This window comes from Streptomyces sp. NPDC014907, assembly GCF_055562975.1.
This window is the reverse complement of the sequence record NZ_JBVHEG010000001.1, coordinates 553,001-578,881: the sequence shown is the minus strand read 5'-3', so window position 1 is coordinate 578,881 and position 25,881 is coordinate 553,001. Positions and strand designations below refer to the sequence as shown.

The window sequence follows — 25,881 nt, the reverse complement described above, 5'->3', positions numbered from 1 at the left end:
GCCAATCCGCGACGGGCGCGAACGGCGCCCGCCGGAGGCGGAACCGGCGGGCGCCGGGTGCTTCCCGCCCGGAAAGACCGGGAAACGGCGCGCAACCCCGGGCCCGCCGCCGGGGGCGAGCGGCCCGCCGGGAGAGGAGCGACGTCCCGGCCGGGGTGATGAGCCGCCGCCGGGGCGCGCGAACGCGGCCGAAACCAGCGCTGTGCGCCCCCCTCGTGCCTCCGTCCGCCGATCGATGCGATGGCACGGATAGTTATGATCCGTAGCACTGGGTGGGTATGCATCCGACCGGTGCGTGCTCTCTGCTTCTCGCCCGAACCGCTCCGAACGAACCGACCGAAGAAGTCCGACCGAAGAAGTGTGGAGGTGAACCGCCGTGGCACTCTCGATTTCGGCGGTGGTGCTGCTGGCGATCGTCGTCTTCCTGCTGATCCGGAAATCCGGACTCAAGGCTGGACACGCGGCGATCTGCGCGCTCCTGGGCTTCTACCTGGCGAGCTCGTCCATCGCTCCGTCCATCAGCACGCTCACGACGAACGTGGCGGGCATGATCGGCGGCCTCAAGTTCTGAGCCCCGCGCCCGCCGGTCCCGGCGCGCGGGCCCTCCGCACGTGACGGACCTCCTCCCGGTCCGACCTCGTAGGGTGGGGGCATGTCCGATCTCCCCGCCCGCCGTCTGCTGCTGGTGCACGCGCACCCGGACGACGAGTCGATCAACAACGGCGTCACCATGGCCAGATACGCGGCCGAGGGCGCCCTCGTCACCCTCGTCACCTGCACGCTCGGCGAGGAGGGCGAGGTCATCCCGCCCGGCCTCGCCCATCTGGCCCCCGACCGGGAGGACCGGCTCGGCCCGCACCGCGTCGGCGAACTCGCCGCCGCCATGGCCGAGCTGGGCGTCACCGACCACCGCTTCCTCGGCGGCCCCGGGCGCTTCCGCGACTCCGGGATGATGGGCGCCGAGCAGAACGGCCGGGACGGCGCCTTCTGGAACACGGACGTCGACACCGCCGCCCCGTACCTCGTGGAAGTGATCCGCGAGACCCGCCCCCAGGTCCTCGTCACCTACGACCCCGACGGCGGCTACGGACACCCCGACCACATCCAGGCCCACCGGGTCGCCACCCGCGCCGCCGATCTGGCCGCCGACCCCGCGTACCGCCCCGACCTCGGCCCGGCCCACCCGATCGCCAAGGTCTACTGGAACCGCGTCCCGCGCCCCGTCGTCGAGGAGGGCTTCGCCCGGCTGCGCGCCCGGGGCTCCGCCTTCCCGGCCGTCGCCGCCGTCGAGGACGTCCCCGGCGTCGTCGGCGAGGACCGGATCACCGCCGAGATCGCCGGGACCCCGGAGCAGGCGGCCCGCAAGAGCGCCGCGATGGCCGCGCACGCCACCCAAGTCGCGGTCGACGGCCCCTTCTTCGCCCTCTCCAACGACCTGGCGCAGCCGATCCTCACCACCGAGTACTACGAGCTGGTCCGGGGCGTCCCCGGCGCCCCCGCGGGCGAGCGCGAGACGGACCTCTTCGCGGGGGTGGCGGAATGAGCGCCCCGGGGAGGGGCCGCGCGGCGTCGCCCGGCGGGCCCGCCGCTCCCGCCGGCCCCCCGCCCGCCGCTTTCCCGGACTCCCGCGCCGCCCGGTACGCCTGGTACGGCCTCCTCCTCGTCCTCGGTCTCCTCGTCGGGACCGCCGGCACCCTCGTCCAGGCCGCCTGGCTCCCCGGCGGCCTGCTCCTCGCGCTCCTCGCCGCCACCAGCCTCTTCTACGGAGGGCTGCGCGCCACCGGCACCCAGGCCGGCGTGGTCTGCGCGGGCGCCGGCTGGCTCCTCGCCGTCGTCCTGCTCGGCTTCGGACGCCCCGAGGGCGACGGGGTGTTCGGCGGAGGCGTCGGCGAGCTGCTGTTCCTCTTCGGGGGCATGGGCATCGCTGTGATGTGCGCCACGCTGTCCCGGCTGCCGCGACCTCCCCGGTGAACAGGAGGAGTTGAGGGCGGAGACGTCCCGACTTCGGCCGTATTGACCGCCGTCAGCGCCCCGGGGGCCGGGTGGGGGACGACGGGGGACAGTATGGTGGTGCGCGCCGCCGAACCGCCCGGGACACACGAGCATCAGCAAGAGCGGGCGGTGGAGCCAACCGGGAGATCCTGCTTTGAGTCGTGAAACTGGTCGAGAGACTGACAGTTCGTCCTCCGGCGCCCAGGGGCGCGGTGGAGCCGCGTACCCCTCGGGCACCCCGCCGTACGGAGCCCGCCAGTATCCGTCGCTCCACCCCTCGCAGGACGCGCCGGAGGAGACCGCCGCGTCCGCTCCTCCGGAGGAGCCCAAGACCGAGACGACCCTGACGACCCGCATCCGGATCAACATCCCGGGTTCGCGTCCGATCCCGCCGGTCGTGGTCCGCAAGACGGTCAACGAGACGCCCGCCCCGGCCGCCGAGCCGGAGCCCGCTCCCGCCCCGGAACCGGCGCCCGCCCCGGCCCCGGAGCCGCCGAGGGCCGAGGAGGCCCCGAAGGCCCCGAAGGCGAAGGAGACGAGCGACTGGTTCGCTCCCCGCAAGGCTCCCGCCCCGGCTCCCGCGCCGTCCCCCGCGCCCGCCCCGGCCCCGGCCCCGAAGCAGGCGGCTCCCGGTCCGGACGTCCCGGGCACGGGCTTCGCGGGCTCCGCGACCTCGGGCGTCCCCGCGGTCGGCAACGCCCCGTCGAGCCGTCCGGTCACCCCGGCCCCGCCCGCCCCGGGCAACCCGCTGTACGAGACCGGCACTCCGGCGGGCGGCACGCCGGTGTACGACGGGACCCCGGCGGGCGGCACGCCGCTGTACGACGGGGGGCCGGACGGCGGTGCGTCCCTCCACGGTGGCACTCCGGCGGGCGGCACGCCGCTGTACGACGGCACCCCGGCGGGCGGCACGCCCGCGTACGACGGCACCCCCGCCGGCGGCACCCCCGCGTACCGGGGCCCGGCGGCCCCCAGCGGGCCGACCACCGGCCCGGTCAGCGGCATCGCCTCGCTCGGCGCCCCCGCCGCCGCCCAGGGCCCCTTCCCGGGGCAGCAGGGCCAGGGCCGGCCGGGGCCCGGCCCCGGCGGCCGGCCGGAACCGGCGGGCCCCGGCCCGGACCGGGGCACCGGCTCCCCGTTCCCCGGCGGCGCCCCCCGCATGTCCGACGACACCGCGATCCTGACGCCCCAGCAGCCCGCCCCGGCCCCCGGCCGGGGGCCCGAGGGCGGCGGCCACGTCTCCGGCGACACGCTCACCAGCGGCGTCCCCGTGGTCCCGCCGTCGGCGGCCCGCCCGGACCCCGCCCCGGGCACCGAGGAGCGGCCGGCCCCGGCCCCCGCCGGGCGCGAGGCCCCCGCCGGCCGGGCCCCGGCGAAGAAGGGCCGCTCCAAGCTGATCCTCGCCGCCGCCGCGATCGTCGGCCTCCTCGGCGTCGCCTACGGCGCCGGGCTGCTCCTCAACCACTCCGACGTCCCCAAGGGCACCACCGTGCTCGGCGTGGACATCGGCGGCGGTACGAAGGAGGAGGGCGTCAACAAGCTGGAGAGGGCCCTCGGCAAGCGCGCCCACACCCCGCTCCAGCTCGGCGTCGGCGGCAAGAGGGTCCAGCTCGCCCCGGAGAAGGCGGGCCTGTCCCTCGACAGCCAGGAGACCGTCCGCGCCGCCGCCGGCAGCGACTACAACCCCGTCTCGGTCATCGGCTCCCTCTTCGGCGGCGAGCGGGTCGCCAAGCCGGTCTTCCCGGTCGACAAGGAGAAGCTGGCCGTCGCCCTGACCGACCTGGCGGGCTCCTCCGCCTCCGCGACCGAGGGCACGATCCTCTTCGCTCCGAACAAGGTGACCGCGGTCGAGGGCAGGCCCGGCAAGGGCCTGGACGTCCGGCGCTCGATGATCTCGGTCCAGGACGCGTTCCGCGCCCAGGTCGAGACGGGCCGGTCCAACCTCGTCGACCTGCCGGTCACCACGCTCCGTCCCTCGGTCACCAAGGCCGAACTGGACCGGGCGATGAAGGAGTTCGCCGAGCCCGCCATGTCCGACCGGATCACGATCAAGGCGGGCGGGAAGCAGATCCAGTTCGGCCCGGCGCGGTCGCTGCCGCAGATCCTCTCCATGAAGGCCGTCGGCGGCCGCCTGGTCGAGGTCTACGACAAGAAGGCGATCGAGCGGCTCCTGGACGGCGCCTTCGACGGCATCATGATCACCGGGGCCGACGGCACCCGGCACGAGGTGTCCGCCGACGACGTGGCCCTCGTGATGGGCGAGGCCCTGAAGGGCAGGACCGCCGCCGAACGCACCAGGACGATCGACCTGAACGGCAAGGGCTGACCACCGCCCGCCCCGTCCCGGGCCCCCGGCCGGCAGCCCGCCGGCCGGGGGCCCGGCGCGTCTCCCGGAAGTCCCGCCCGGCCCGCGCCCCCTCCGGGGAACGCCCCGGGACGCGTGCCGGAAGCCCCGCCCTCCGGACGGACGGCGCCGCTTCCGGCACCCGCCCTAGTTGAGCCGGGCCCTCGCCGCCAGGGCCCGGCGGCGGATCAGGGTCGCCGACTCCGGGTCCACCGCGTCCATCACCCGGGCGTACGCCTCCATCTCCGCCGCCCCCGTCAGGAAGTCCCCGCGCCCGACCAGCAGCTCGGCGCGCTCGTAGCGGAGCTTCGCCGGATGCGAGGGGAGGAGCAGGGAGAGCTCCACCGCCCACAGGGCGACGTCGGAGCGTTCGGGGCGGAGGGCCGCCCAGGCGCGGATGTTGTTGAGGACGCGCAGCACGATCGCGCCGGGCTCGGCCGGCCGGAGCATCGAGCGGTCGAGGGCCTCGCCGGTCGCGCTCGTCACCAGCAGTTCGGCGTCCGCGCCCGTCATGGCGCGCCCGCCCGAGAACGGGTCCGCGAGGTTCAGGTCGGCCGGGTCGCCGAAGCCGACGACGAAGTGGCCGGGCAGCCCGAGCCCGTACACGGGGGCGCCGGCCCGCCGGGCGACCTCCATCCAGACGACCGAGAGCAGGATGGGCAGGCCCCGGCGCCGCCGGAGCACCTCGTGGAGCAGCGAGGACTCCAGGCGCTGGTAGTCGGCGGGCACCCCCTCGAAGCCCTCCCGGCGGCCCAGGAGCGCGGCGAGCGCCCCGGCCCAGTCGCCGGTGCTCCGGGTCGTGTACGGGACGAGCCCGGCGAGGCGGTCGAGTTCGACCTCGGCCCCGTCGAGGTCGTGCCGGGTGACGGCGGGATCGGCCACCGCTCCGATGAGCAGGCAGAGCCGCGCCAGGTCGGGCCGCTCGGCCCGTGCCTCCTCCGCGAACTCCCGCCGCCAGTCGGGCGCGTCACCGGCTCCGCGGTCCGCGTCACCGGCTCCGTGCTCCGTGTCTCCGTGCTCCGGGTCTCCCCGGTCCCCGGGACCGCGGCGGTCGCCGTGACCGCCGTGACCGCCGTGATCGTCGTGGGGACCGCGGGGGGCTTCCTCCGTCACGCCTCCGCCCATCGGTAGTGGTGGTAGTGGTGATGGGTCGCGAAACCCATCCCGTCGTACAGGGCCCGTGCGCCGCCGTTGTCCGTCTCCACCTGGAGCCAGGCCGCCGACGCGCCCTCGTCGAGGGCCCGGCGGGCGAGCGCGGTCATGACGGACGTGGCCAGGCCCCGGCGCCGGTGGGCCGGGTCGACCTCGACCGCCATGAAACCGGCCCAGCGGCCGTCCACGACGCAGCGGCCGATGGCCGCCGGCACCTCACCCGTGCCCGCCACGGAGGCGAACCACACGCTCGGGCCGGAGGCGAGGACCGCCCGCGCCGCCGGACCCGGCTCACCGGTGCGCCCGTAGCGGCGCAGCCACGGCTCGTCCGCGTCGCGGGAGAGGCGCACGGCGGAGACGTCGGCGTCCAGGTCCCCGACCGGGGCGAGCGCCCCGGTCCGCAGCTCGGCCGACACCTCGCGCCGCCAGCCGAGCCGTTCGAGGTCGGCGCACAGCAGTTCCTGGGTGCCCTCGGCACCGGTCGCGGTCTGCACGTACGGGGGGAGCCCCCGGTCCGCGTACCACTCCCGCACGCGGGCCAGCGCCTCGGCGACCGGGAGCCCCGGATCGCCGAGGGGGAGCACGGAGTTGGCGCGGCGGGTGAAGCCGCCGGCGGCCCTCAGGGTCCACTCGCCGAGCCGCTCGCTCTCGACCGGCCGCCACGCGCGCGCGGCGGCCCGCGCGAGCTCGGGGAAGGAGGCGGCGGGGCCCCGGCGGCGGGCCGGGGCCGCCGGCACGACCTTCCCGGCCGCCAGCGCGGATTCCGCGATCCGGACGCGCTCACCACTCTTCCGTGTGATCAGCAGCACACCGGCGTCCCATGATGTGAGAACCCCGACCGCGTCGGTGAATCGCCCGTCCGTCGCGGGCGCTTCCGTCACGTACCGAACGGAGACGCGTTTTCCCACGTCAGCGCCGGTGATTCGGACCTCAAGGCGCCCACCGCCGGTGAATTCCACAGCTTCTCCGCCCCTCCTGTTCGGATCGCCCCCGAGAACGGAGATACTAGGTGCGGGCATCGACGACGCCGCGCTCCCGCGCAGACCAGCCCTATCGAGGAGGAACGACAGCGTGACCTACGTCATCGCGCAGCCTTGTGTCGACGTCAAGGACAAGGCGTGCATCGAGGAGTGCCCCGTCGACTGCATCTACGAGGGCAAGAGGTCCTTGTACATCCACCCGGACGAATGCGTCGACTGCGGGGCCTGTGAGCCGGTCTGCCCGGTCGAGGCGATCTTCTACGAGGACGACACCCCGGAGGAGTGGAAGGAGTACTACAAGGCGAACGTCGAGTTCTTCGACGAGCTCGGTTCGCCCGGTGGTGCCTCCAAGCTCGGCGAGATCGAGCGCGACCACCCCTTCATCGCCGCCCTGCCGCCGCAGAACGGCTGATCGACCGCGTCCGGTCCCGTACGGCTCCGCCCGCCGTGCGGGGCCGACGCGTTTTCCCGACACGTTTCCCGACGCGTTCCCGCGTCCGGCCGTTCGCACGAGGAAGTGAGACAACCCGTGAGCACAGTCTCTTCGCGCCTTCCCGTCTTTCCCTGGGACAAGCTGGAGCCGTACAAGAAGACGGCCCTGGCGCACCCGGACGGGATGGTGGACCTGTCCGTCGGCACGCCCGTCGACCCGGTTCCCGCGCTGATCCAGGAGGCCCTGGTGGCGGCGGCGGACTCGCCGGGCTATCCCACGGTGTGGGGGACGCCGGAGCTGCGGGACGCGCTCACCGGCTGGTGCGGGCGGCGCCTGGGCGCGGTCGGCCTCGCCCACGAGAACGTGCTGCCGGTGGTCGGCTCCAAGGAGCTGGTGGCCTGGCTGCCGACGCAGCTGGGGCTCGGGGCGGGGGACAGGGTGGCGTACCCCCGGCTCGCGTACCCGACGTACGAGGTCGGCGCGCGGCTCTGCGGCGCCGAGCCCGTCGTGTACGACGACCCCACGGAGCTGGACCCGGCCGGTCTGAGGCTGCTCTGGCTCAACTCCCCGTCCAACCCGACCGGCAAGGTCCTCGCGAAGGAGGAGCTGACCCGGATCGTGGCCTGGGCGCGCGAGCACGGCGTGCTGGTCTTCGCCGACGAGTGCTACCTGGAGCTGGGCTGGGAGGCCGACCCGGTCTCCGTGCTGCACCCGGACGTCAACGGCGGTTCGTACGAGGGGATCGTCGCCGTCCACTCGCTCTCCAAGCGCTCGAACCTGGCCGGTTACCGGGCCGCGTTCGTCGCGGGCGACCCGGGCGTGCTCCACGAGCTGCTCCAGATCCGCAAGCACGGCGGCATGATGACCGCGGCCCCGGTGCAGGCGGCGGCGGTCGCGGCGCTCGGCGACGACGCGCACGTGGCCGAGCAGCGCGAGCGGTACGCGGCCCGGCGGGCGGCGCTGCGGGCGGCCCTGGAGGCGCACGGCTTCCGGATCGAGCACAGCGAGGCGAGCCTGTACCTGTGGGCGACCCGGGACGAGCCCTGCTGGGAGACCGTGGCGTACCTGGCGGGGAAGGGCGTCCTGGTGGCGCCGGGCGACTTCTACGGCGAGGCCGGGGCGCGGTTCGTGCGGGTGGCGTTCACGGCCACGGACGAGGACGTCGCGGCGGCCGTCAAGCGCCTGGGCTGAGGCGCACGCGGGAGGGCCCCGGGAAGCGATCGCTTCCCGGGGCCCTCCCGCGTGCGGAGCGGCGGGCGTCAGCCGAGGGGCAGGCCCTCCGTCACCCGGCCGGCCGGCAGGCCGCCGAGGCCGCCGCCCAGGGCGCCGTCCGCGCGGCCGGCGGTGGCGGCGCCGACGGCCTCGCCCGCGCTGCCGGCCGTCTTGCGGGCCACCGGGGCGGCGGACCCGCCGACCGCTTCCACGGACTCGCCGGCGGCGGGGACGGCCGTGCCGACGGTGCCGGTGGTGGTGTGCGTGGCGCCGTCCACGGTGGCGCCCGCGTCGGCGACGTCCAGGGCGGTCAGGCCGCCGAGGGCGCCGGCGGGCGCGAGGTGGTCGACGGCGCTCGCGGAGCCGGCCGCACCGACCACGGGGGCTGCGCCGGCCGCGAGGAGGAGGGCGGCGCGGGCGATCCGGCGGGTCAGGGGGAGGGACATGGTGCTCCTTCGGCGAGGTGCGACGAATGGGTTCGGACGCAGTGACAACCGGCCCCGGGGCGGGGGAGGTTGCGGAGTCGGAAGGTAAAGAATGGGTAATGCGTCGTATTGTCGGGCGGGAGGAAAGCGGACGAAGGCCGCACCGCCCGGACGCCTGCCGAACCGTCACTTCCCTTGCTCCGCAAGGGGCCGGGGAAGGCGGCACGACGCCCCGGGGGAGCGCTCCGGACACCCCCGGAATCCGCCGGGTCGCGAGCCGGTGGCGCCCCCCGGACGAGCGACGGGGAGAACGGGCGTACGAGGTGCCCGGCCGCCCCGCGACCGGGGACCGGCCTCCGCACGGGCCACGTCCGGGGGTCCGGTCTCCGCACGGGCCGGTCTCCGCACGGGCCGCGTCCGAGGGCCCGGCCGTCGTACGGGCTGGCCTCCGCGCGGGCCGCGGGCGCGTACGGCTACCGGGCGAGCCGCACGCGGACCGAGCCGCCGTCCGCCGCCCCGCCCGGAGCCTTCGACCAGCTCCCGCCGCGGTCGTCCGCGCGCCACACCCGGTCCCGGTACGAGACCTCCACGACGCGCAGGTCCTCCGCCCGCGCCACCGCCCACTGCGCCAGCTCCCAGCCGTGCCGCTCGGCGGCACCGGCCCCCGGGCCGCCCCCCGGCCGCACCGGCACCACGAGCACCGCGGGCCCCGGCGCCGACCGGCCGGGGCCGCCCGCCGTCACCGCCGGCGCCGCCTCCCGGCCGAACGCCCGCACCAGCTCCGCGCGCACCCGCTCCGGATCGCCCGGCCGGCCCTCCGCCGTGCTCACCCTGCAGGAGAGCCCGGCCGGCGTCCGGCCCGTCAGGGCGGCGGCGAGCAGCGCGGCGTCCGGTTCGTGCTTCGCGTACGCCTGCGGGAAACCGCTCCGCTGCACCTTCTGCGCCGCCGCCGTCAGGGGCATCCGCGAGTACCCCGGGACCTCCTCCAGGCCCTCGTAGAACTTCCCCGCCGCGTAGAACGGGTCCATGATCTGCGCCGGCGTCCCCCAGCCCTGCGACGGCCGCTGCTGGAAGAGGCCGAGCGAGTCCCGGTCGCCGTGGTCCAGGTTCCGCAGCCCCGACTCCTGGAGCGCCGTCGCCAGCGCGATCGTCACCGCGCGCTCCGGCATCCCCCGGGAGGTGCCCACGGCCGAGACCGTCGCCGCGTGGGACGCCTGCTCCGGAGTGAACTCGTACCGCTGGTCACCGCTGCCCACGCTGCACCGGGGCGTGCCCATGCTGCCCGTCAGCTGGTGGAAGGCCACGTACGAGGCGACACCGAGGAGGGCGGCGAAGGCGGCCGCGGAACGGGCGAGGAAACCGCGACGGGCGGGACGGCTGGGCTGGGACACGGGCCCACCGTACTGGAGGCCGGGTTAGGGTCGGCACATGGCTGACATCACCCCGCCCGAAGCCCTTCTCGACCTCTCCCGGGACGGGGCCGCGCTCACCGCCGACCTCGTCGACCTCCCGTCCGTCAGCGGGACCGAGAAGCCGCTCGCGGACGCGATCGAGCAGGCCCTGCGGGGACTGCCGCACCTCACCGTGGACCGGTACGGCAACAACGTCGTGGCCCGCACCCGCCTCGGCCGCGCGGAACGGGTCGTCCTCGCCGGCCACATCGACACCGTGCCGATCGCCGGCAACGTGCCCTCGCGGCTCGACGCGGACGGCGTCCTGTGGGGATGCGGCACCTCCGACATGAAGTCCGGCGTCGCCGTGCAGCTCCGGATCGCCGCGACCGTCCCCGAGCCCAACCGCGACCTCACCTTCGTCTTCTACGACAACGAGGAGGTCGCCGCCGACCTCAACGGCCTCGGCCTGATCGCCGCCGCGCACCCCGAATGGCTGGAGGGCGACTTCGCGGTCCTCCTCGAACCCTCCGACGGCCAGGTCGAGGGCGGCTGCCAGGGCACCCTCCGCGTCATCCTGCGCACCGCCGGCGAGCGCGCCCACTCCGCCCGCTCCTGGATGGGTTCCAACGCCGTCCACGCCGCCGCCCCGATCCTCGCCCGCCTCGCCGCGTACGAGCCGCGCAGGCCGGTCATCGACGGCCTGGAGTACCACGAGGGCCTCAACGCCGTGGCGATCGAGGGCGGCGTCGCCACCAACGTCATCCCCGACGCCTGCTCCGTCACCGTCAACTACCGCTACGCGCCCGACCGCTCCCCGGCCGAGGCCCTGGCCCACGTCCGGGAGGTCTTCGCCGACTGCGGCGTCGCCGAACTCGTCGTCGACGACGAGAGCCCCGGCGCCCTGCCCGGCCTCTCCCACCCCGCGGCGGAGGCCTTCATGAAGGCCGTCGGCGGCACCGCGCACCCCAAGTTCGGCTGGACCGACGTCTCCCGCTTCAGCGCCCTCGGCGTCCCCGCCGTCAACTACGGGCCCGGCGACCCCATGTACGCGCACAAGCGGGACGAGCACGTCGTCGTGGAGCGGATCCACCACTGCGAGGCGCGGCTCCGCGACTGGCTCACCGCCCGACTCCCGTAATTTCGCCTTTCGTCACCTCTGTCGTCCTACCCTGACCGGACCAGAAGATCAGTTGGCGGTCCCGGTGGACCGCCGGTCGGCGGAGGGAGCAGGTCATGGGCATTCCCGAGGGAGTGGCGAAGCCCGAGGAGCAGCGTCAGGGCCCGGTGCTCAGGCGCGGGGACCAGATCCAGCCGGGGACGGCGGACCAGCGGCTCCTCGACACCGAGGGCGACTCGGAGTGGGTGCACACCGACCCCTGGCGGGTCATGCGCATCCAGTCCGAGTTCGTCGAGGGGTTCGGTGCCCTCGCCGAGCTGCCGAGCGCGATCAGCGTCTTCGGCTCGGCCCGCACCAAGCCGGACTCGCCCGAGTACGAGGCGGGCGTACGGCTCGGCCGGGCGCTCGTGGAGGCCGGCTTCGCGGTGATCACGGGCGGCGGCCCGGGCGCCATGGAGGCGGCCAACAGGGGGGCGAGCGAGGCCCGGGGCGTCTCGGTGGGCCTCGGCATCGAGCTGCCCTTCGAGCAGGGGCTCAACCCGTACGTCGACATCGGCATGAACTTCCGGTACTTCTTCGTCCGGAAGACCATGTTCGTGAAGTACGCCCAGGGCTTCGTCGTCCTGCCCGGCGGCCTCGGCACCCTCGACGAGCTCTTCGAGGCGCTCACCCTGGTCCAGACCCGCAAGGTCACCCGCTTCCCGATCGTGCTGTTCGGGACGGAGTACTGGAAGGGCCTGGTCGACTGGCTGCGCGACTCGGTCGTCGCGGGCGGCAAGGCGGCGGAGCAGGACCTGCTGCTCTTCCACGTCACGGACGACGTGGACGAGGCGGTCGCGCTGGTGACGAAGGAGACCGGCAAGTAGGACCGGACCCCGGGGGCCCCGCGCCGGCCCCCTCCGGGCGGGGCCCTGCGCCGGGCCGGGCCCCTATGCCGGCCCGTGCGGGGCGGGGCGGGGCGGGGCCCTACGCCAGTCCGCGCCGGGCCACCGCCGGGGGCCGGTGCCCCGCGATGGACGCCACCATGTCCAGGACCTGCTTCGTCTCCGCGACCTCGTGCACCCGGTACACCCGCGCCCCCAGCCACGCCGAGACGGCCGTGGTCGCGAGGGTGCCGAGCAGCCGCTCCCGCACCGGGCGGTCCAGCGTCTCGCCCACGAAGTCCTTGTTCGACAGGGACACCAGGACCGGCCAGCCCGTCTCCGCCATCTCCCCGAGCCGCCGGGTCGCCTCCAGGCTGTGCCGGGTGTTCTTCCCGAAGTCGTGGCCCGGGTCGATCATGATCCCGTCCCGGCGCACCCCCAGCTCCACCGCCCGCTCCGCCAGGCCCGTGGTCACCCGCAGGACGTCGGCCATCACGTCCTCGTACTCCGCCCGGTGCGGCCGGGTCCTCGGCTCCGCGCCCCCCGCGTGCGTGCAGACCAGCCCCGCCCCGTACTTCGCGGCCACCTCCGCGAGCCGCGGATCGACCCCGCCCCACGCGTCGTTCAGGACGTCCGCGCCCGCCTCGCACACGGCCTCGCCGACCTCCGCCCGCCAGGTGTCCACGCTGATCACCACGTCCGGGTGGCGCCTGCGGACCTCCGCGACGAAGCCGACCGTGCGCCGCGCCTCCTCCTCGGCCGACACCTCCTCGCCGGGGCCCGCCTTCACCCCGCCGATGTCGACGATCGCCGCCCCCTCGGCCACGGCCCGCTCGACCCGGGCGAGCGCCGGCTCGTCCAGGAAGGTCGCGCCCCGGTCGTAGAAGGAGTCCGGGGTCCGGTTCACGATCGCCATGACCACCGGTTCGTGCGGCCCGAATTCACGCCGTCCCAAGCGCAGCATCCCTTTTGTCCTCCCTCGCGTCCGTTCGCCTGCGACCCTAACCGTCGGTGACGCATGGCACGATCGGCACGGGACGGTTTCCACTCCGGGAAGAGGCACGCAGGTGTTCTGGTTTCTGCTCATCACGATGGTCGTGGTCGTGGCCGCGGTGACCCTGGCCGTGGCCGGCGGCGGCGACGGGGAGGTGCTGCCCGAGGTGGCGCCCGAGCAGCTGGTCGACCCCCTGCCCGCCGCCCGGCCGGTCGACCGCGCCGACGTCGAGGCGCTCCGCCTTCCCGTGGCCGTCCGGGGCTACCGGATGGCGGACGTGGACGACGCGCTGGTCCGCCTGGGCGCCGAACTCGCCGAGCGCGACGCCCGGATCGCGGAGCTGGAGAAGGCGCTCGCGGGCGCCGGCCCCGGCACCCGTCACGGCTTCGACGACGGCACCGGTCCCGGTGACGGTTCCGGTCCCGGCGACGGCACCGGTTCCGGCCCCGACGCCGGTCCCGGCGCGGCGGAAGGGGACCGCCCGTGACGGCCGCCGGGACGGTCACCGGCCCGGACGGGCTGCCCCGCTGCCCCTGGGGCCTGTCGGCCGAGGACTACGTGGCGTACCACGACGAGGAGTGGGGCCGCCCGGTCCGCGGCGACGACGCCCTCTTCGAACGGCTCTCCCTGGAGGCCTTCCAGTCGGGCCTCTCCTGGATCACGATCCTGCGCCGCCGCGAGGGCTTCCGGCGGGCGTTCGCGGACTTCGGCATCGCCGCCGTCGCCGCCTTCGGCGAGGCGGACCGGGAACGGCTGCTCGCCGACACGGACATCATCCGCAACCGCGCCAAGATCGACGCCACCCTCGCCAACGCCAGGCTGCTCGCGAGCTGGGAGCCGGGCGAACTCGACGCCCTGATCTGGTCCCACGCCCCCGACCCTGAGACCCGCCCGGTCCCGCGCACGCCCTCCGACGTCCCGGCGGTCACCGACGAGTCCACGGCCCTCTCCAAGGCCCTCAAGAAGCGCGGGATCCGCTTCGTCGGCCCCACCACCGCCTACGCGCTGATGCAGGCCTGCGGCCTGGTCGACGACCACCTGGCGGAGTGCGCGGCCCGGGGCGGCCCGCCGGTCGCCCCGGGGGAGGCTCAGCGGCCCAGGTAGCGGGGCTTCTCCTTGGCGACGAAGGCGCGGACCGCGATGGTGTGGTCCTCCGAGGCCCCCGCCAGGGACTGCAGCTCCTCCTCCTTCTCCAGGGTCTCGGCGAGCGAGTGGCCGGCGCCGTACGCGAGGGACTCCTTGAGGGCCGCGTACGAGAGGGTCGGGCCCTCCGCGAGGGCGCGGGCGACCGCCGCCGCCTCGGAGGCCAGGTCGGCGGCCGGGACCAGGCGGTTCACGACGCCCAGCTCGTACGCCTCCCGCGCGGAGATCGAGCGGGGGAAGAGCAGCAGGTCGGCGGCGCGGCTCGCGCCGATCAGGCGGGGGAGCGTCCAGGACACGCCCGAGTCGGCGGTGAGCGCCACGCCCGCGAACGAGGTGTTGAAGGAGGCGGTGTCCGCGGCGACCCGGTAGTCGGCCGCGAGCGCGAAACCGAAGCCCGCGCCCGCCGCGACGCCGTTCACCCCCGCGACCACCGGCTTCTTCATGCCGGTGAGGGCCCGCACGATCGGGTTGTAGTGGTCGCGGACCGTGTTCATGGTCTCCCGGGTGCCGGACTCCTGGTCACGGAGCAGCAGACCGACGTGCTCCTTGAGGTCCTGGCCCACGCAGAACGCCCGCTCGCCCGCCGCCGTGAGCAGGACCGCCCGTACGGCGGGGTCCGACGCGGCCGCCTCCACCGCCTCCCGGAGGGCCTCCTTCGCCTCGATGTTCATCGCGTTCATGGCCTCGGGCCGGTTGAGCGTGATGGTGGCGAGTCCGTCGCGCACTTCGTACAGCACCGTGTCGGCCATCGGGTTTCCTCCGCCTCGTCGCGTGGTTGACCAGCACAGCATGGCGGAAATCACCCCCGCCCCACATGTGAGCTGCGTCAAAGGCACCGGAGGCCGGAGGCGGTGCGCCGAACGCCGGGCGGCGAAGTATCGCAGGCAGACCACCGAAATGTGGGGTTATGAGAGAGCGCGTTGCGCAAGCGATGCCAATCGATGTTGGTCATCGGGTCCTGCCATGCGGGATAATGACCTGGAAGCAATGTGTTCGAAGCCGGTGACGCGTGCTCCGCATCAAGGAGCTGCCCGGTTGTTGATGGGCTGGTTTCAGGAAGGGGAACAAGCATGGCGGCCATGAAGCCGCGGACGGGTGACGGCCCGCTCGAGGTGACCAAGGAGGGGCGGGGCATCGTCATGCGCGTTCCGCTCGAAGGCGGCGGTCGGCTTGTCGTCGAGCTGACCCCGGACGAGGCCGAGGCACTGGGCGACGCCCTCAAGAAGGTCGTCGGCTGACCCTCTCTCCACCGATTTCCCCACCGCTGCCCCGGTACGGTCCGCCGTACCGGGGCAGCGGTGTTCCCGCCCGGGCGGTGCCCAGGTCCCGTACGGCGGGGGAGCGGACCCCCGGTCAGCCCCGGCGCACCGCGCACAGCAGACCGTCGCCCACCGGCAGCAGCGAGGGGACCATCTCCTGGGACTCCCGCACGGCCCGCAGCAGCTCGCGGACCCGCTGGACCTCCGCCGGCTGCGCCGACGAGTCGATCGTGCGCCCGTCCGCGAAGACGCCCTCGAAGCAGACCAGCCCCCCGGGCCGCAGCAGACGCAACGATTCAGCGAGGTAGTCCAGGTACTCCAGCCGGTCGCCGTCGCAGAACACGAGGTCGTACCCGCCGTCCGCGAGCCGGGGCAGCACGTCCAGGGCGCGGCCGGGGATGAACCGGGCCCGGTTGCCCGCGAAGCCCGCCGCCCGGAAGGCCGTCTTCGCCAGCTGCTGGCGCTCCGGCTGGAGGTCCACCGTCGTCAGGACCCCGTCGGGCCGCATTCCGAGCAGCAGGTAGATGCCCGACACGCCCGTACCGGTCCCGATCTCCGCCACCGCCTTGGCGTCCGCCGTCGCGGCGAGCAGGCGCAGCGCCCCGCCGGTGCCCGGCGACACCGAGGGGAGCCCTGCCTCCCGGGCCCGCTCCCGGGCCCAGCGCAACGCTTCGTCCTCGGCGACAAAGGCGTCGGCGAACGCCCAGCTCGTCTGCCGGTTGGCGGTAATGGCCCTCTCCTGTCCCCGTAGTTGACGCAACGGTGACTGTATCCGCTGCCGACGGGAACCCGCAGATGGGACCGGGCGTTCACCAGGGGAGGGACGCGACGGCGGGAGCCGGGCGACCCGGTCCCAAATTCACGTAAAGATTCTTATCCGGAACTAACGGGCGAGGTGGCTATGGTAGGGGCTCCACTGGACACCACCAGAGCCGACAGGGGAGGTGCGGCTGCGCCTGTGGTTCGGGGAGGAGTGCTTCGGCGTCTTCTCGGGTCGGCGGGTGAGCCGAAATCCGTGACCGACACCGCTGACCGTTCCCGCACCGCCGACTCCGCTCCCGCCACCGCGACCTTCGCTCCGGAAGCGGAATCGCAGGCGTGGACTCCTCCCACGTGGGAGGAGGTCGTCAGCACGCACAGCGGGCGGGTCTACCGCCTCGCCTACCGCCTCACGGGCAACCAGCACGACGCCGAGGACCTGACCCAGGAGGTCTTCGTCCGCGTCTTCCGCTCGCTGTCGACGTACACGCCGGGCACCTTCGAGGGCTGGCTCCACCGCATCACCACCAACCTCTTCCTCGACATGGTCCGCCGCAAGCAGCGCATCCGCTTCGACGCGCTCGCCGACGACGCCGCCGAGCGGCTGCCCAGCCGGGAGCCCTCGCCGCAGCAGGTCTTCAACGACACGCACTTCGACGCCGACGTGCAGCAGGCGCTCGACACCCTCGCGCCCGAGTTCCGCGCCGCCGTGGTCCTCTGCGACATCGAGGGACTGTCGTACGAGGAGATCGCCGCGACCCTCGGCGTGAAGCTCGGCACGGTCCGCAGCCGCATCCACCGCGGCCGCTCCCACCTCCGCAAGGCGCTCAAGCACCGCTCGCCCGAGGCCCGGGCGGAGCGTGCGCTCGCCTCCGTCGGAGGGGAGGGGGGCACGGCGTGAGCGGCACACTTCCCCCCTCTCCGCCGCCCTCTCCCGCGGAGCACCACCTCGGCGACCGCCTGGCCGCGCTGGTCGACGGCGAACTCGGACACGACGCCCGGGAGCGGGTCCTCGCCCACCTGGCGACCTGCGCGCGCTGCAAGGCGGAGGCCGACGCGCAGCGCACCCTCAAGAACCTCTTCGCCTCCGCCCCGCCCCCACCGCCCTCCGAGGGCTTCCTCGCACGCCTCCAGGGCCTCCCGGGAGGCGCCGGTGGCGAGGGCCCCGGGGGCTCGGGGGGTTCCGGGGGCTTCGGGAGTTCGAAAAGTCCCCTCGAAGGGTTCCTCGGCGGCGGAGCGGCACCGGACGGCTTCGCCACGGCGGCGGTCGTCTCCCCGCACTCCGGACGATCCTCCGGCGGCTTCCGGATGCACGAGGTCGGGGACCGGGGCTCCGGGCGCGGCCGGCGCTTCGCCTTCGTGGCGGCCAGCGCCGTCTCGTTCGCGGCCATAGCCCTCGGCGGCACCCTGCCCATGGACACCTCGGTGAGCGCGAGCGGCCGCGGGGCACAGGGCGCGGGCAGCGCCGTCACCCCGCTCCGCACCGCGGGGGGCGGTGGCGGGGGCCCCGGCGCACCGGCCGGGCGCGGCGCCCGTTCCGGAGAGCGCTCCGGCGCCCAGTCCGTCGCCGCGGCCCCGCTCGTCGCGACGACCCCGGCCGCGTTCCCGCACGGTCCGGTGACGGCCGCGGCCTTCGGCACGGCTCCGTCGGGCGCGGTCCCGCCGGACGCGCCGCGTTCCTTCGCCGCCCCGTCGGCGGCGGTGCGGCTCTCGTACCCGGCTTCGCCGTCCCTACTCGCCCTTTCCCCGTTCGTACGGCCGGCGCATCCGGTCCTCCGGTCGGCCTTCGGCCCCGGAGCCGTTCCGGCGGCGAGTGCGACGACCGGGCCGCTGGGCTCCCCCCGCTGACCCGCGACCTGATTGAATCCAGGGACAGCGGCGCCCGACCAGGGGCGCGGCCGGGTCAGCGGTTGCGGGGAGAGCATGAACAACGGGAAGCCGAACTGGTGGAGTCGGCCTTCGAGCACGCCGGAGGCGGCGCGGATACCCACGCCGCCGCCGTCCGGTGACGGCGACTTCCCGCTGCCCGCGCCGCAGCCGGCCACGCCGCCGGAGGCCCCGGCGGCGCACCGGGAGCCGGCGCCGGAGCCCACGACCGGAACGGAACCTCCGGTGCCGGAACCGGCGGCACCGGAGTCCCCGGCGACGGCCGGCCGGACCCCGGAGCCCTCCGCGCCGGCCGGGCCGGAGACGGCGGACGACGCGCCGGAGACCGCGCCCGTCGCCGGATCGGGGGACGCCGCGCCCACCGTCGCGCTGACCAAGACCGCGCCCCCCGCCCCGGAGGCCGCCCCCGCGGCGGCCGGAGCGGAGCCCCGGGACGCGGCGCCCGCGCCCGTGTCCCCGGCGGAGGCACCGGTGTCCGCGCCCGTGCCCCCGGCGGAGGCGCCCGCCCCGTCGGAGCAGTCGGGCGCGGAGCCCCTGCACGTGCCCGACGAGTACCGGACGCCCCCCTACGGCGAGCCCGGCCCGTGGGCACCCGCGCCGCCCGTGCAGCGGCCCGCGGCCGCCGTACCGCCGCACCCGCAGGCCCAGCCGCACCCGCAGCCGCACCCGCAGGCCCAGGCTCACCCGCAGCCCCTGGCGCCGCCCCACCCGCACGCCCACCCCCACCCGGGGCCCCACCCCCAGGGGGCCGCGCCCTGGGTGCAGTACGACCCCTGGGGCGTCGGCGGCGCCGGGCTGCCGCCCGCCCCCGCCCGGAAGAAGTCGCGCAAGGGCCTCGCCGTCGCCGGAGCGCTCCTCTTCGCCCTGGTCACCGGCGTCATCGGCGGCGGCATCGGCGCGTACGTCGAGCGCAACGGCGGGCTCACCACCGTCGAACTGCCCCAGGCCGGCGCCGGGGACACCGGGCGCGCCCCGGAGAGCGTGGCCGGGATCGCGGCCGGCGCCCTGCCCGGCGTGGTCACCCTGCACGTCAAGGGCGGCGGTTCGTCCGGCACCGGCACCGGCTTCGTCCTGGACACCAGGGGCCACATCCTCACCAACAACCACGTCGTCGACGGGGCGCGGTCCTCCGAGGACATCTCGGTGACCTTCGCCGGCGGCGAGACCGCCCGCGCCAAGCTCGTCGGCAAGGACACCGGCTACGACCTGGCCGTCGTCCAGGTCACCGGCGTCTCCGGCCTCAAGCCCCTGCCGCTCGGCAACTCCGACAACGTCCGCGTCGGGGACCCGGTCGTCGCCATCGGCGCCCCCTTCGACCTCTCCAACACCGTCACCTCCGGCATCATCAGCGCCAAGGAGCGCCCGATCACCGCCGGCGGCGAGAAGGGCGACGGCAGCGACATCAGCTACGTCGACGCCCTCCAGACCGACGCCCCCATCAACCCCGGCAACTCCGGCGGCCCCCTCCTCGACTCCCGGGGCCGGGTCGTCGGCATCAACAGCGCGATCCGCGCGGCCGGCGGCTCCGGCGCCGGAGAGGGCGCGGGCCAGCCCGGCTCCATCGGCCTCGGCTTCGCCATACCGATCAACCAGGGCAAGCGCGTCGCCGAGGAGCTGATCAACACCGGCAAGGCGGTCCACCCCGTCATCGGTGTGAGCCTCGACATGCAGTTCAACGGGGACGGGGCCCGCGTCGGGGAGAAGGGCAAGGACGGAACCCCGTCCGTCACGCCCGGCGGTCCGGCCGCCGGGGCGGGACTCCGGCCCGGCGACGTCATCACCAAGGTCGACGGCCAGCGGGTGCACAACGGCGAGGAGCTGATCGTGAAGATCCGCGCCCACCGCCCCGGCGACCGGCTGGCGCTCACCCTGACCCGTGACGGCAGGGAACTGACGAAGACGCTGACGCTCGGTTCCTCGCAGGGCACCTGAGCGCCATGCGGTGGACACCGCGAGGTACCCGCCCGGCGGTTTCGGCGGGTACCGTGGACCGGGCCCGGACCGGCGTGAAGGAGCTACCAGGTGTTCAGCGACATAGGCGCACTCGAGCTGGTGACGCTCGTGGTCCTCGCCGTGCTCGTCTTCGGGCCGGACAAACTCCCGAAGGTGATCCAGGACGTCTCGCGCTTCATCCGCAAGGTCCGTGACTTCTCCGACAGCGCGAAGGCGGACATCCGCAGCGAGCTGGGCCCGGAGTTCAAGGACTTCGAGTTCGAGGACCTCAACCCCAAGACGTTCCTCCGCAAGCAGCTGGAGAACAACGAGGACCTCAAGGACCTCAAGGAGCTGCGGGGCACCTTCGACCTCAAGAAGGAGATGAACGAGGTCGCCGACGCGGTCCACGGCCGCGAGCCCTCCGCCGTCAACGGTTCCGCCGGCGCCGCCCCGGACCTCCTCAGGAAGCGGGACGAGCCGGACGCCGGCGGGCGCCCTCCGTACGACTCCGACGCGACCTGACGACGGGCCGTCACCGCTCCGGCGGGTCCCGGTGGCTATCCTCCCTCTGTTGACGGAACGAGGAGGCGGTCGAGATGGAGACCACGAGACGGGCGGAGCGCATGTCCGTGGCCCGGCGTGCCGACGAGGGCTACCTGCGGGCGCCCTTCGCCTGGTACGGCCTCGACGAGGCGTTCACCGGGCCCCGCTGGCTCATGCAGGTCGGCACGGCGGCGGACGGCAGCGTGCAGCACGGTTCGACCGGGCACGGTGAGGCCCCGTCGGTGAAGACGGACGCGAGCACGGCGGAGAAGGAGCGTTTCGCCGTGGTCGTGACGGTCGCGGCGAGCCCGGTCCGGCGGACGGGCGACGGGACGGGCGTCCTCGACGCCACCACGGTCTCCTCCGCCGCCTGGCTGGCCGGTTCGGGACTGCTCGTCCACACCTGGCCGGTCTCGCTCGACCACATGACGCGGGACAACTGGCTGAACCAGCAGACCGAGACGGCCTTCGAGCTCGCCGACGACCTCGACGGGCCCGCCTGGACGACCCTCTCGCTGCCCGTGGACGGGTCGCCGGTGCCGTTCCACTACCGCGAGACCGAGTTCGGCTGGGTCCTGGCCGGTTCGGCCGGCGGCGTGCACCTGGGGGCGTACGGGCGGGGGATGAGCGCGTACGGCCTGGGGTTCGCGCAGATCAAGGACCTGGACGCGTACGCCTGAGCCGCGTCCGGCGTCCGCGCCCGGGTACGCGGAAGGGCGCCCCCCGACGGGGAGCGCCCTGCGCGGATCAGAACTTGTTGCGCGGCGTGATGCCCAGGCTCATGCCCGACAGGCCCCGCTGTCGCCCGCCCAGCTTGCCGGCGATCGCGCGGAGCGCCGCGCCCGCCGGGGAGTCCGGGGCGGACAGGACGACCGGCCTGCCGTCGTCGCCGCCCTCGCGCAGCCGCACGTCGATCGGGATCGAGCCGAGGACCGGGACCGTCGTGCCCGTGGTCCGCGTCAGGCCGTCCGCGACCTTCTGCCCGCCGCCGGTGCCGAACACGTCCACCATCTCGTCGCAGTGCGGACACGGCAGGCCCGCCATGTTCTCCACGACGCCGACGATCTTCTGGTGCGTCTGGACGGCGATCGACCCGGCCCGCTCGGCGACCTCGGCCGCCGCCTGCTGCGGGGTGGTGACGACCAGGATCTCGGCGTTCGGCACGAGCTGCGCGACCGAGATGGCGATGTCGCCGGTGCCCGGGGGCAGGTCGAGCAGGAGGACGTCCAGGTCGCCCCAGTACACGTCCGCGAGGAACTGCTGGAGCGCGCGGTGCAGCATCGGGCCGCGCCACACCACGGGTGCGTTGCCCGGGGTGAACATGCCGATGGAGATGACCTTCACGCCGTTCGCGGACGGCGGCATGATCATGTTCTCGACCTGGGTCGGACGGCCGTCCGCGCCCAGCATCCGGGGCACGCTGTGGCCGTAGATGTCGGCGTCCACGACGCCCACCTTCAGGCCGTCGGCGGCCATCGCGGCGGCCAGGTTCACCGTCACCGACGACTTGCCGACGCCGCCCTTGCCGGAGGCCACCGCGTACACCCGGGTCAGCGAGCCGGGCTTCGCGAAGGGCACCTCCCGCTCGGCGCTCGTGCCGCGCAGCGCCGCCGCCAGCTCCTTGCGCTGCTCGTCGCCCATCACGTCGAGCGTCACGTCGACGGCGGTGACGCCCTCGACCCGGGACACGGCCTCGGTCACCCGCCGGGTGATGGTGTCGCGCATGGGGCAGCCGGCGACGGTCAGGTAGACCGTGACGGCGACCCTGCCGTCCGGCTCGATCTCCACCGACTTGACCATGCCGAGCTCAGTGATCGGCTTGTTGATCTCAGGGTCGTTCACCGTCGCCAGTGCTTCGAACACCGCGTCTTCCGTAGCCATACCGATGATGGTACGGCGCCGACCACCGCCCCATGAAAGGTCCGTCAACGGTCGGGTACGTCACTTCCCCGGGTGCCGCCGGACGGGAATAGATCCCGGCGCTCCTCCAGCTCCTTCACCAGGTCCTGGAGTTCCGAGCGGATCCAGTCGCGCGTCGCGACCTCGCCGAGGCCCATGCGCAGCGCCGCGATCTCCCGCGTCAGGTACTCGGTGTCCGCGATCGACCGCTCGTTCTGCTTCCGGTCCTGCTCCAGGTTGACCCGGTCCCGGTCGTCCTGGCGGTTCTGGGCGAGCAGGATCAGCGGCGCCGCGTACGAGGCCTGGAGGGACAGCGCGAGCGTCAGGAAGATGAACGGGTACTCGTCGAACTTCAGCGGCGCCGGCGCGAAGATGTTCCACAGCACCCAGACGACGATCGTCAGGGTCATCCAGACCAGGAACCGCCCCGTCCCCAGGAACCGCGCGATCCGCTCCGACATGCGCCCGAAGGCCTCGGGGTCGTACTGCGGGAGCAGCCTGGCCCGCCGTTCGAGCGGGACGTCGAGCCGGATGCGGGGCACGGCCCGTTCGCGCTCCCGTTCCTGCGTGCGTTCAGCGGCCATGTCCCGCCCCCTCCTCCACGTGGAACTCGGTCTCCCGCCAGTCGTCCGGCAGCAGGTGGTCCAGTACGTCGTCGACGGTCACCGCGCCGAGCAGCGAGCCGCTCTCGTCCACGACGGGCGCGGCGACCATGTTGTAGGCGGCGAGGTAGCTGGTGACGGCGGGCAGCGGGGTGTCCGGCCCGAGCGGCGGCAGGTCGCTGTCCACGAGCGAGCCGACCAGCGTGAACGGCGGATCGCGCAGCAGCCGCTGGAAGTGCACCGTGCCCAGGTACTTGCCGGTCGGCGTCTCGTCGGGCGGCCGGCACACGTACACCTGCGCGGCGAGCGCCGGCGACAGGTCCTGCTGGCGGACCCGGGCCAGCGCGTCCGCGACGGTCGCGTCCGGCCGCAGCACGATCGGCTCCGTCGTCATCAGGCCGCCCGCCGTCCGCTCCTCGTACGCCAGGAGACGGCGCACGTCGGCCGCGTCGTCCGGCCGCATGAGGGTGAGCAGCCGCTCCTGGTCCTCCTCGGGCAGCTCCGAGAGCAGGTCGGCCGCGTCGTCCGGGTCCATCGCCTCCAGGACGTCGGCCGCCCGCTCCTCCTTCAGCTTGCCGATGATCTCGATCTGGTCGTCCTCCGGCAGCTCTTCGAGGACGTCGGCGAGCCGGTCGTCGTCGAGGGCCGCGGCCACCTCGGCGCGCCGCTTGGGGGAGAGGTGGTGCAGGGCGTTGGCCAGGTCGGCGGGGCGCAGCCGCTCGAAGGTGGCGAGCAGGTTCTCGGCGCCCTGCCCGTGCTCCTCCAGGGAGAAGCCGGTGACGGCCGACCACTCCACGGTCAGCGTCTCGCCCTTGCGCCGCAGCGCCCCGCCCTTGCCGCGCCGCACGAAGACCTTGTCGATCTCCCAGTCGCGGCGGGCGGGCAGCTGCTGGATGGCGATGTCGAGGACGGTGACCTCCTCGCCCTCCCGGCCGTCGCCCTCCACGAGCCGGACCCGCCGGTCGAGGAGTTCGCCGAGGACGAGCCGTTCGGTGGGGCGCTGTTCGAAGCGGCGCATGTTGACCACGCCGGTGGTGATGACCTGGCCGGACGCGACGCCGGTGATGCGGGTCATCGGGACGAAGACCCGGCGGCGGCTCAGCACCTCCACGACCATCCCGAGCAGGCGCGGCGGGCGGGGACCGACCCGGAGCATGGCCACCAGGTCGCTGACCCGGCCGACCTGGTCGCCGACGGGGTCGAAGACGGGGACCCCCGCCAGGTGGGAGACGAAGATCCGGGGGGCGCCTGCCGCCATGCCACGCGCCTCCTCGGTGTCGCACGATTCGAGTCCTCACGGCGCCCCGCGGATGATCGCGGGGCCCACCGGTTCAGGCTAGCCCGTGCCGTTCCGGCCCGCTCCGGCAGCGCCTCCGTACGGCTGCCCGCCGGGCCGCCCGCCCGGCCCGGGTACGCTGCGGTCTGCTGTTACCCCGGTACCGGAACCGAAACCCCCGGTACCGGTCGCGCGCCGGACTCCGCCCTTCCGCCCGCAGGGCGCCGGTCCCGGCGTCCCGTACGGGTCCCGGCCCGTAGCCCGCACGACACGAGAGGCCGCGCAGATGACCGTCCGTACCCCGTCGTCGCGTATCCGACGGGCCCTCGCGCCCCTGGTGCTCTGCGCCGGGCTGGTGGTGGGACTCGCGGCCTGTGCCGCCGACCCCGACCCCGACGAGGGGACCAACGGGGTCGGGAAGCTCTCCGCGCCCGAGATCGAGCGCGAGGCACGGGCGGCGGCGGACACCGCGAAGGCGGTCCGCCTGGCCGGGAACCTGGTCAGCAAGGGCGTCACCTTCGAACTGAACATGCGCCTCAAGCAGAACGGCGCCTCCGGGTCGGTGACGACGAAGAACAGCGCCTTCGAGCTGCTGCGGGTCGGCGACGCGCTCTACCTGAAGGCCGACGCGGGCTTCTGGGCCCACGACGGCAAGGACGGCGGCGAACCGGCGGGGCAGGACGCCGAGGCCGCCGAGAAGCTCGGCGGCATGTACGTGAAGGTGCCGCAGGGCGACCCCTCGTACAAGCAGCTGCGCGGTTTCACCGACATGGGATCGCTCCTCGACGGCCTGATCGGCCTGCACGGCGAGAAGGTCAAGGGCGGCCGGGCCCAGATCGGCGGGGTCCGCGCGATCGAGGTGAAGGGCGGCGCGGACGGCCGGGGCGGCACCCTCGACGTGGCCCTGCAGGGCTCCCCGTACCCCCTGCGCTTCGCGCGGGCCGGGGGCGGGGGGATGGTGACGTTCTCCGAGTGGAACAAGGAGTTCCCGCTCGCCGAGCCCTCCAGGGAGGAGACCGTGGACTACGGGAAGCAGCTCCCCCGGACCTGAGGCGGGGCCGGACGCTCAGCGCCGCCGGCGGCGCCCCAGGAGCAGGCGCGGGAGCGCGGGCGGCACGGGGTGGCGGGTCGTGACCGGCGTCGGCAGGGGTACGGCGGCCAGGGAGCCGTCCGGCAGCTCCGCGGCGACCTCGCGCGGGTCGAGCCGCAGCACCCGGCACTCGCGCGCCCAGCGGTCCGGCATCGCCTCGCCGTCGGGCGCGTTGAGCCGCTTGCCCTTCAGCTCCGCGACGGCCGCGTCCCACTCCTCCGTGCCCGGGGCGAGCTCGCGCACGGCGGCCGTCCAGGCGACGATCCGGCCGCCCTTGTCCTTGCTGCGGACGGTCACCCCGGCCGTCCCGCCGTCCACCAGGCCCGGCAGCGGCTGCTCGCCGGGACCGTCGCCGACCACGAACGCGGCCCCGTCGTGCCAGACGTGCCACAGCGCGCGGGCGGGCCCGGTGCCGCGCACCCACACCAGGCCGGACTTCTTGGTGGCCTCCTCGACGAGGGCGGGCCCGAGCGACTGATCGGTCATGGCGGCAGCCTATCCAGGAGGCGCCCCGCGCACCGGGCCGGGCCGATGGCGTCCCGCCCGGCGCACCGGGGCCCGAGGCGTCCCGCCCGGTGCACA

The 25,881-nt window shown here is 74.6% G+C and carries 28 protein-coding genes; 17 read left to right on the top strand and 11 right to left on the bottom strand.

Going from position 1 to position 25,881, the window contains the following annotated elements:
* The first annotated feature begins 376 nt into the window (after positions 1-376).
* The 4 genes from ACZ3IL_RS02535 (at position 377) to ACZ3IL_RS02520 (ending at position 4,318) form a co-directional block, all read left to right on the top strand.
* Positions 377-571, top strand: a complete 195-nt coding sequence (locus tag ACZ3IL_RS02535) for a hypothetical protein (protein WP_384558319.1) — start codon at positions 377-379, stop codon at positions 569-571.
* Between the two features lie 81 nt (positions 572-652).
* Positions 653-1,543: an N-acetyl-1-D-myo-inositol-2-amino-2-deoxy-alpha-D-glucopyranoside deacetylase gene (mshB, locus tag ACZ3IL_RS02530; RefSeq protein ID WP_467385765.1), complete on the top strand. Its 891-nt coding sequence runs from the start codon at positions 653-655 to the stop codon at positions 1,541-1,543.
* Complete coding sequence (locus ACZ3IL_RS02525) at positions 1,540-1,971, top strand: DUF6113 family protein (RefSeq protein WP_467385763.1); 432 nt, start codon at positions 1,540-1,542, stop codon at positions 1,969-1,971. The genes mshB and ACZ3IL_RS02525 overlap by 4 nt, the downstream gene beginning before the upstream one ends.
* 175 nt (positions 1,972-2,146) lie before the next feature.
* On the top strand, positions 2,147-4,318 hold the full coding sequence (locus tag ACZ3IL_RS02520) for a peptidoglycan binding domain-containing protein (RefSeq protein WP_467385761.1): 2,172 nt from the start codon (positions 2,147-2,149) through the stop codon (positions 4,316-4,318).
* A 165-nt stretch (positions 4,319-4,483) separates the two neighbouring features.
* Here the strand turns inward: ACZ3IL_RS02520 and ACZ3IL_RS02515 are convergent, their stop codons facing one another.
* The gene (locus ACZ3IL_RS02515) at positions 4,484-5,449 is read right to left on the bottom strand and encodes a transglutaminase family protein (protein WP_467385759.1); all 966 of its coding nucleotides are present in this window, start codon (positions 5,447-5,449) and stop codon (positions 4,484-4,486) included.
* The gene (locus ACZ3IL_RS02510) at positions 5,446-6,447 is read right to left on the bottom strand and encodes a GNAT family N-acetyltransferase (protein ID WP_467385757.1); all 1,002 of its coding nucleotides are present in this window, start codon (positions 6,445-6,447) and stop codon (positions 5,446-5,448) included. The genes ACZ3IL_RS02515 and ACZ3IL_RS02510 overlap by 4 nt, the downstream gene beginning before the upstream one ends.
* Positions 6,448-6,559: 112 nt before the next feature.
* Here ACZ3IL_RS02510 and fdxA point away from each other — a divergent pair, with 112 nt between their 5' ends.
* Both fdxA and dapC read left to right on the top strand, forming a co-directional pair.
* A complete protein-coding gene (gene fdxA / locus ACZ3IL_RS02505) occupies positions 6,560-6,880 on the top strand; it encodes a ferredoxin (protein ID WP_351792596.1) in 321 nt (106 codons plus the stop codon).
* Positions 6,881-6,997: 117 nt separating this feature from the next.
* Positions 6,998-8,092, top strand: a complete 1,095-nt coding sequence (dapC, locus tag ACZ3IL_RS02500; protein WP_467385754.1) for a succinyldiaminopimelate transaminase — start codon at positions 6,998-7,000, stop codon at positions 8,090-8,092.
* Between the two features lie 68 nt (positions 8,093-8,160).
* On the opposite strand, the gene ACZ3IL_RS02495 is transcribed toward dapC, so the two are convergent.
* The gene (locus ACZ3IL_RS02495) at positions 8,161-8,559 is read right to left on the bottom strand and encodes an ATP-binding protein (protein ID WP_467385752.1); all 399 of its coding nucleotides are present in this window, start codon (positions 8,557-8,559) and stop codon (positions 8,161-8,163) included.
* 452 nt (positions 8,560-9,011) lie between these two features.
* Positions 9,012-9,929 (bottom strand): hypothetical protein, encoded by a 918-nt coding sequence (locus ACZ3IL_RS02490; protein WP_467385750.1) that lies wholly within the window; start codon positions 9,927-9,929, stop codon positions 9,012-9,014.
* A gap of 37 nt (positions 9,930-9,966) precedes the next feature.
* On the opposite strand from ACZ3IL_RS02490, the gene dapE reads away from it, so the two are divergent.
* Together dapE and ACZ3IL_RS02480 are read left to right on the top strand one after the other, a co-directional pair.
* Positions 9,967-11,070 (top strand): succinyl-diaminopimelate desuccinylase, encoded by a 1,104-nt coding sequence (dapE, locus tag ACZ3IL_RS02485; protein WP_467385748.1) that lies wholly within the window; start codon positions 9,967-9,969, stop codon positions 11,068-11,070.
* Positions 11,071-11,165: 95 nt separating this feature from the next.
* Positions 11,166-11,915 (top strand): LOG family protein, encoded by a 750-nt coding sequence (locus ACZ3IL_RS02480; protein ID WP_467385746.1) that lies wholly within the window; start codon positions 11,166-11,168, stop codon positions 11,913-11,915.
* A 100-nt stretch (positions 11,916-12,015) separates the two neighbouring features.
* Here ACZ3IL_RS02480 and folP read toward each other — a convergent pair whose 3' ends face one another.
* A complete protein-coding gene (folP, locus tag ACZ3IL_RS02475) occupies positions 12,016-12,876 on the bottom strand; it encodes a dihydropteroate synthase (protein ID WP_467385744.1) in 861 nt (286 codons plus the stop codon).
* 103 nt (positions 12,877-12,979) lie between these two features.
* Between folP and ACZ3IL_RS02470 the strand changes: the two genes are divergently transcribed.
* A complete protein-coding gene (locus ACZ3IL_RS02470) occupies positions 12,980-13,393 on the top strand; it encodes a hypothetical protein (RefSeq protein ID WP_467385742.1) in 414 nt (137 codons plus the stop codon).
* Positions 13,390-14,010: a DNA-3-methyladenine glycosylase I gene (locus ACZ3IL_RS02465; protein WP_467385740.1), complete on the top strand. Its 621-nt coding sequence runs from the start codon at positions 13,390-13,392 to the stop codon at positions 14,008-14,010. Before ACZ3IL_RS02470 ends, ACZ3IL_RS02465 begins: the two co-directional genes overlap by 4 nt.
* On the opposite strand, the gene chcB is transcribed toward ACZ3IL_RS02465, so the two are convergent.
* Positions 13,995-14,798 carry a 2-cyclohexenylcarbonyl CoA isomerase gene (chcB, locus tag ACZ3IL_RS02460; RefSeq protein ID WP_467385738.1) on the bottom strand — a complete coding sequence of 268 codons (804 nt, stop codon included), beginning with the start codon at positions 14,796-14,798 and terminating at the stop codon, positions 13,995-13,997. The two genes, ACZ3IL_RS02465 and chcB, sit on opposite strands and share 16 nt — an antisense overlap.
* A 321-nt stretch (positions 14,799-15,119) precedes the next feature.
* Between chcB and ACZ3IL_RS02455 the strand changes: the two genes are divergently transcribed.
* Positions 15,120-15,287, top strand: a complete 168-nt coding sequence (locus ACZ3IL_RS02455; RefSeq protein WP_009997451.1) for a DUF3117 domain-containing protein — start codon at positions 15,120-15,122, stop codon at positions 15,285-15,287.
* Between the two features lie 115 nt (positions 15,288-15,402).
* On the opposite strand, the gene ACZ3IL_RS02450 is transcribed toward ACZ3IL_RS02455, so the two are convergent.
* Positions 15,403-16,068 (bottom strand): O-methyltransferase, encoded by a 666-nt coding sequence (locus ACZ3IL_RS02450; protein ID WP_467385737.1) that lies wholly within the window; start codon positions 16,066-16,068, stop codon positions 15,403-15,405.
* A 141-nt stretch (positions 16,069-16,209) separates the two neighbouring features.
* On the opposite strand from ACZ3IL_RS02450, the gene sigE reads away from it, so the two are divergent.
* The 5 genes from sigE (at position 16,210) to ACZ3IL_RS02425 (ending at position 21,112) form a co-directional block, all read left to right on the top strand.
* Positions 16,210-16,968: an RNA polymerase sigma factor SigE gene (gene sigE, locus ACZ3IL_RS02445; protein WP_467385735.1), complete on the top strand. Its 759-nt coding sequence runs from the start codon at positions 16,210-16,212 to the stop codon at positions 16,966-16,968.
* Positions 16,965-17,915 carry a zf-HC2 domain-containing protein gene (locus ACZ3IL_RS02440; RefSeq protein WP_467385733.1) on the top strand — a complete coding sequence of 317 codons (951 nt, stop codon included), beginning with the start codon at positions 16,965-16,967 and terminating at the stop codon, positions 17,913-17,915. Before sigE ends, ACZ3IL_RS02440 begins: the two co-directional genes overlap by 4 nt.
* Positions 17,916-17,990: 75 nt before the next feature.
* Positions 17,991-19,886: a S1C family serine protease gene (locus ACZ3IL_RS02435; protein WP_467385731.1), complete on the top strand. Its 1,896-nt coding sequence runs from the start codon at positions 17,991-17,993 to the stop codon at positions 19,884-19,886.
* 90 nt (positions 19,887-19,976) lie between these two features.
* Complete coding sequence (locus ACZ3IL_RS02430; protein WP_467385729.1) at positions 19,977-20,411, top strand: sec-independent translocase; 435 nt, start codon at positions 19,977-19,979, stop codon at positions 20,409-20,411.
* Between the two features lie 74 nt (positions 20,412-20,485).
* Positions 20,486-21,112: a hypothetical protein gene (locus ACZ3IL_RS02425; protein WP_467385727.1), complete on the top strand. Its 627-nt coding sequence runs from the start codon at positions 20,486-20,488 to the stop codon at positions 21,110-21,112.
* 67 nt (positions 21,113-21,179) lie between these two features.
* Here ACZ3IL_RS02425 and ACZ3IL_RS02420 read toward each other — a convergent pair whose 3' ends face one another.
* Genes ACZ3IL_RS02420 through ACZ3IL_RS02410 form a run of 3 tightly spaced genes read right to left on the bottom strand, consistent with a single transcriptional unit; the run spans position 21,180 to position 24,191 of the window.
* Positions 21,180-22,313, bottom strand: a complete 1,134-nt coding sequence (locus ACZ3IL_RS02420; RefSeq protein WP_467385725.1) for an Mrp/NBP35 family ATP-binding protein — start codon at positions 22,311-22,313, stop codon at positions 21,180-21,182.
* Positions 22,314-22,357: 44 nt separating this feature from the next.
* Positions 22,358-22,915, bottom strand: coding sequence for a DUF1003 domain-containing protein (locus ACZ3IL_RS02415; RefSeq protein ID WP_467385723.1), 558 nt, complete (start codon positions 22,913-22,915; stop codon positions 22,358-22,360).
* Positions 22,905-24,191: a magnesium transporter MgtE N-terminal domain-containing protein gene (locus ACZ3IL_RS02410; RefSeq protein ID WP_467385721.1), complete on the bottom strand. Its 1,287-nt coding sequence runs from the start codon at positions 24,189-24,191 to the stop codon at positions 22,905-22,907. Before ACZ3IL_RS02410 ends, ACZ3IL_RS02415 begins: the two co-directional genes overlap by 11 nt.
* Positions 24,192-24,495: 304 nt before the next feature.
* Between ACZ3IL_RS02410 and ACZ3IL_RS02405 the strand changes: the two genes are divergently transcribed.
* A complete protein-coding gene (locus ACZ3IL_RS02405) occupies positions 24,496-25,260 on the top strand; it encodes a hypothetical protein (protein ID WP_467385719.1) in 765 nt (254 codons plus the stop codon).
* 15 nt (positions 25,261-25,275) lie between these two features.
* Here the strand turns inward: ACZ3IL_RS02405 and ACZ3IL_RS02400 are convergent, their stop codons facing one another.
* Positions 25,276-25,785 carry a hypothetical protein gene (locus tag ACZ3IL_RS02400; RefSeq protein WP_467385718.1) on the bottom strand — a complete coding sequence of 170 codons (510 nt, stop codon included), beginning with the start codon at positions 25,783-25,785 and terminating at the stop codon, positions 25,276-25,278.
* Positions 25,786-25,881 lie beyond the last annotated feature (96 nt).

What these genes read in the sequence shown, in the direction of transcription:
- mshB (WP_467385765.1), top strand. Translation starts at nt 653, where the DNA reads ATGTCCGATCTCCCCGCCCGCCGTCTGCTGCTGGTGCACGCGCACCCG.
- ACZ3IL_RS02525 (WP_467385763.1), top strand. Translation starts at nt 1,540, where the DNA reads ATGAGCGCCCCGGGGAGGGGCCGCGCGGCGTCGCCCGGCGGGCCCGCC.
- ACZ3IL_RS02495 (WP_467385752.1), bottom strand. Translation starts at nt 8,559, where the DNA reads ATGTCCCTCCCCCTGACCCGCCGGATCGCCCGCGCCGCCCTCCTCCTC.
- dapE (WP_467385748.1), top strand. Translation starts at nt 9,967, where the DNA reads ATGGCTGACATCACCCCGCCCGAAGCCCTTCTCGACCTCTCCCGGGAC.
- ACZ3IL_RS02480 (WP_467385746.1), top strand. Translation starts at nt 11,166, where the DNA reads ATGGGCATTCCCGAGGGAGTGGCGAAGCCCGAGGAGCAGCGTCAGGGC.
- folP (WP_467385744.1), bottom strand. Translation starts at nt 12,876, where the DNA reads ATGCTGCGCTTGGGACGGCGTGAATTCGGGCCGCACGAACCGGTGGTC.
- chcB (WP_467385738.1), bottom strand. Translation starts at nt 14,798, where the DNA reads ATGGCCGACACGGTGCTGTACGAAGTGCGCGACGGACTCGCCACCATC.
- ACZ3IL_RS02455 (WP_009997451.1), top strand. Translation starts at nt 15,120, where the DNA reads ATGGCGGCCATGAAGCCGCGGACGGGTGACGGCCCGCTCGAGGTGACC.
- sigE (WP_467385735.1), top strand. Translation starts at nt 16,210, where the DNA reads ATGGTAGGGGCTCCACTGGACACCACCAGAGCCGACAGGGGAGGTGCG.
- ACZ3IL_RS02435 (WP_467385731.1), top strand. Translation starts at nt 17,991, where the DNA reads ATGAACAACGGGAAGCCGAACTGGTGGAGTCGGCCTTCGAGCACGCCG.
- ACZ3IL_RS02425 (WP_467385727.1), top strand. Translation starts at nt 20,486, where the DNA reads ATGGAGACCACGAGACGGGCGGAGCGCATGTCCGTGGCCCGGCGTGCC.
- ACZ3IL_RS02420 (WP_467385725.1), bottom strand. Translation starts at nt 22,313, where the DNA reads ATGGCTACGGAAGACGCGGTGTTCGAAGCACTGGCGACGGTGAACGAC.
- ACZ3IL_RS02415 (WP_467385723.1), bottom strand. Translation starts at nt 22,915, where the DNA reads ATGGCCGCTGAACGCACGCAGGAACGGGAGCGCGAACGGGCCGTGCCC.
- ACZ3IL_RS02410 (WP_467385721.1), bottom strand. Translation starts at nt 24,191, where the DNA reads ATGGCGGCAGGCGCCCCCCGGATCTTCGTCTCCCACCTGGCGGGGGTC.
- ACZ3IL_RS02405 (WP_467385719.1), top strand. Translation starts at nt 24,496, where the DNA reads ATGACCGTCCGTACCCCGTCGTCGCGTATCCGACGGGCCCTCGCGCCC.
- ACZ3IL_RS02400 (WP_467385718.1), bottom strand. Translation starts at nt 25,785, where the DNA reads ATGACCGATCAGTCGCTCGGGCCCGCCCTCGTCGAGGAGGCCACCAAG.